Source organism: Streptomyces sp. OfavH-34-F (assembly GCF_022347745.1).
In the GTDB taxonomy this organism is placed as follows: Bacteria; Actinomycetota; Actinomycetes; order Streptomycetales; family Streptomycetaceae; genus Streptomyces.
In genome coordinates, this window is the sequence record NZ_JAKRGC010000505.1 from 1 (window position 1) to 2,882 (window position 2,882).

Consider the following 2,882-nt stretch of genomic DNA (forward strand, 5'->3'; position numbering starts at 1 on the left):
CGCGACCGGCTGGCCGACGCCGTCCTGGCCGCCGTCCCCGACGCGCTGCTCGGCGGCGACCCCGCGCCCGGCGGCCGGCTCCCGGCCAACGCGCACTTCACCTTCCCCGGCTGCGAGGGCGACTCGCTCCTGCTGCTGCTGGACGCCCAGGGCATCGAGTGCTCCACCGGTTCCGCCTGCACCGCCGGGATCGCCCAACCCAGCCACGTCCTGCTGGCCACCGGCAGCGATCCGGACCTGGCCCGCGGCACCCTGCGCTTCTCGCTCGGCCACACCTCCACCGCCCAGGACGTCGAGGACGTCGCCCGCGCCATCGGCCCCGCCGTCGCCCGCGCCCGGACGGCCGGGCTCAGCTGAACGCCCGCCCCGGCCGGGCGCCCGCCCCGCCCTCAGGTCTTCTCGCGCTCCGGCGCCGAGGCCGCGCGGCGGACCAGCTCCAGGTAGCGGTCCCAGTCCCAGCCGCGGCCCGGGTCGGTGTGGTCGGCGCCCGGCACCTCGGCGTGCCCGATGATGTGCTCCCGGTCCAGCGGAATGCCGTACCGGCCGCATATCGCGGCGGTCAGCGCGGCCGACGACCTGTACATCGCGGCCGTGAAGTCCTGGGGGCGCTCCACGAAGCCCTCGTGCTCGATGCCCACACTGCGCTCGTTGTACGAGCGGTTGCCCGCGTGGAACGCCACGTCCAGCTCGCGGATCATCTGCGTCACCCGGCCGTCCTTGCGCACCACGTAGTGCGCCGCCGCCCGGTGACCGGGGTCCTGGAAGGCACGGACCGCGCTGTCGAAGCCGCCCTGCGTGACATGGATGACCACCCGGTCCACGCGGTAGTCGTCGGGGCGGTCGGCCCGCCGCCAGTTCGCCTCCGACGCGGCGACCCAGCGGGCCCGCGCGTAGTCCACCGCGCCCGGTGTGCGCGGCTTCTCCACGCCGGGCATCCGCCACCAGGTGCGCTTCAGCCGGTCCCGCGCCAGCGCCGCCGTGCCCACCGCCGTGACGACGCCGCCGATCAGCACCGAGCGCCGGCCGATACCGGTCCCGGAGCGGGCGCCGTCCGTCCCCTTGGTCCCCATGTGACGGACAACGCATATCCGCGAGCGTTCGGTTCCCGCCCCCACGTACCCTGGTGGGGCTATGACTGAGACTCCCCAGCGCCCCCTCCGTGTGCTCGCCGCCATGTCGGGCGGTGTCGACTCCGCCGTCGCCGCGGCCCGCGCCGTCGAGGCGGGCCACGACGTGACCGGTGTGCACCTCGCCCTCTCCGCCAACCCGCAGTCCTTCCGGACCGGTGCCCGCGGCTGCTGCACCATCGAGGACTCCCGGGACGCCCGCCGCGCCGCGGACGTCATCGGCATCCCCTTCTACGTCTGGGACCTGGCCGAACGCTTCCGCGAGGACGTCGTCGAGGACTTCGTCGCCGAGTACGAGGCGGGGCGCACCCCCAACCCGTGCCTGCGCTGCAACGAGAAGATCAAGTTCGCCGCGCTGCTCGACAAGGCCCTCGCCCTCGGCTTCGACGCCGTGTGCACCGGCCACTACGCCACCGTCGTCACCGGCGAGGACGGTGGCCGGGAGCTGCACCGCGCCTCCGACACGGCCAAGGACCAGAGCTACGTGCTCGGCGTCCTGGACGAGCGCCAGCTCGCCCACGCCCTGTTCCCGCTCGGCGACACCCTCACCACCAAGGACGAGATCCGCGCCGAGGCGGAGCGCCGGGGCCTCGCGGTCGCCCGGAAGCCCGACAGCCACGACATCTGCTTCATCGCGGACGGCGACACCCAGGGCTTCCTGGCGAGCCGCCTCGGCGGCCCGGCCGAGGGCGACATCGTCGACGAGTCCGGTACGAAGGTGGGCACCCACGAGGGCGCCTTCGGCTTCACCATCGGCCAGCGCAAGGGCCTGCGCATCGGCCACCCCGCGCCGGACGGCAAGCCCCGCTACGTGCTGGACATCTCCCCGGTGAACAACACGGTGACCGTCGGCCCCGCCGAGGCCCTGGACGTCACCGCGCTCACCGCGATCCGGCCCCGCTGGTGCGGCACGCCCCCCACCGGCCCCGGCACCTACACCGCGCAGCTGCGCGCCCACGGCGGCGAGACCGAGGTCACCGCCGAGGCCGTCGGCGACACCCTGCACGTCACGTTCACCGAGCCGGTCAGGGGCGTGGCCCCCGGCCAGGCGGTCGTCCTGTACGACGGTACCCGCGTGGTCGGCTCGGCCACGATCGCGACGACGGTGCGCCGGGAGCGCGCGGCGAGCGCCTGATACGCACAAGCCCCGCGCGGCTACGCCCGACCCCAGTACGGGCGTGGCCGCGCGGGGCGCTTTCCCGGTCCCCGGTCCGCCGGACCGTTCAGGACGCCTGGCGGGCGTACGCGTCGTGGCCGAAGAACCCCGCCAGCACCGGGGCCACCGCCTGCGGGGCCGGTTCGCCGGTCTGGCCGGTCAGGGTGCGGTGACGGCCGCGCGGCAGGGCCCGCGCGAGCAGCAGGGTCGCCGACCGCGCCGTCGCCGCGCTGAATCCGCCGCAGACCACCAGGGACCGCGCCCCGATCTCCGCCAGCCGTGCGGCCGGCAGCGAACCGTCGCCCAGCAGCAGATCGTCGTACGCCAGTGTGTGCGCCACGGATTCCAGGGTCCGCCACAGCGGCGCCCGCCGCATCCTGGCGACCGTCGCCGCCGGGACACCGGACAGCGTGAGGAACAGCTCCACCGCCCCGGCCCGGTCCCCGGCGGCCAGCAGCCGGCGCAGCCGGGCCGTGCGGTCGGCCGTGAACAGCAGCCCGGCCGGACCCGGCGTGTACGGCGGCTCGTACACCGCGAGCCGGTCCGCCGGCAGCCCGGCCGCCGCCGCCTCCAGGACCAGCGCGCCGCCCGACCCGGCG

Annotated in this window: 4 protein-coding genes; 2 read left to right on the top strand and 2 right to left on the bottom strand. The window is 75.6% G+C overall.

Going from position 1 to position 2,882, the window contains the following annotated elements; translation table 11 throughout:
- On the top strand, positions 1-357 hold a 357-nt coding region (locus tag MHW47_RS34055; protein ID WP_239227709.1), incomplete at its 5' end, for an aminotransferase class V-fold PLP-dependent enzyme.
- Between the two features lie 32 nt (positions 358-389).
- Here the strand turns inward: MHW47_RS34055 and MHW47_RS34060 are convergent.
- Positions 390-1,070 (bottom strand): N-acetylmuramoyl-L-alanine amidase, encoded by a 681-nt coding sequence (locus MHW47_RS34060; RefSeq protein ID WP_239227710.1) that lies wholly within the window; start codon positions 1,068-1,070, stop codon positions 390-392.
- 61 nt (positions 1,071-1,131) lie between these two features.
- On the opposite strand from MHW47_RS34060, the gene mnmA reads away from it, so the two are divergent.
- Positions 1,132-2,262 carry a tRNA 2-thiouridine(34) synthase MnmA gene (gene mnmA / locus MHW47_RS34065; protein WP_239227711.1) on the top strand — a complete coding sequence of 377 codons (1,131 nt, stop codon included), beginning with the start codon at positions 1,132-1,134 and terminating at the stop codon, positions 2,260-2,262.
- Positions 2,263-2,350: 88 nt separating this feature from the next.
- On the opposite strand, the gene MHW47_RS34070 is transcribed toward mnmA, so the two are convergent.
- Positions 2,351-2,882, bottom strand: a 532-nt coding sequence (locus MHW47_RS34070; protein ID WP_239227712.1) for an alpha/beta hydrolase, incomplete at its 5' end; no start/stop codon positions are given.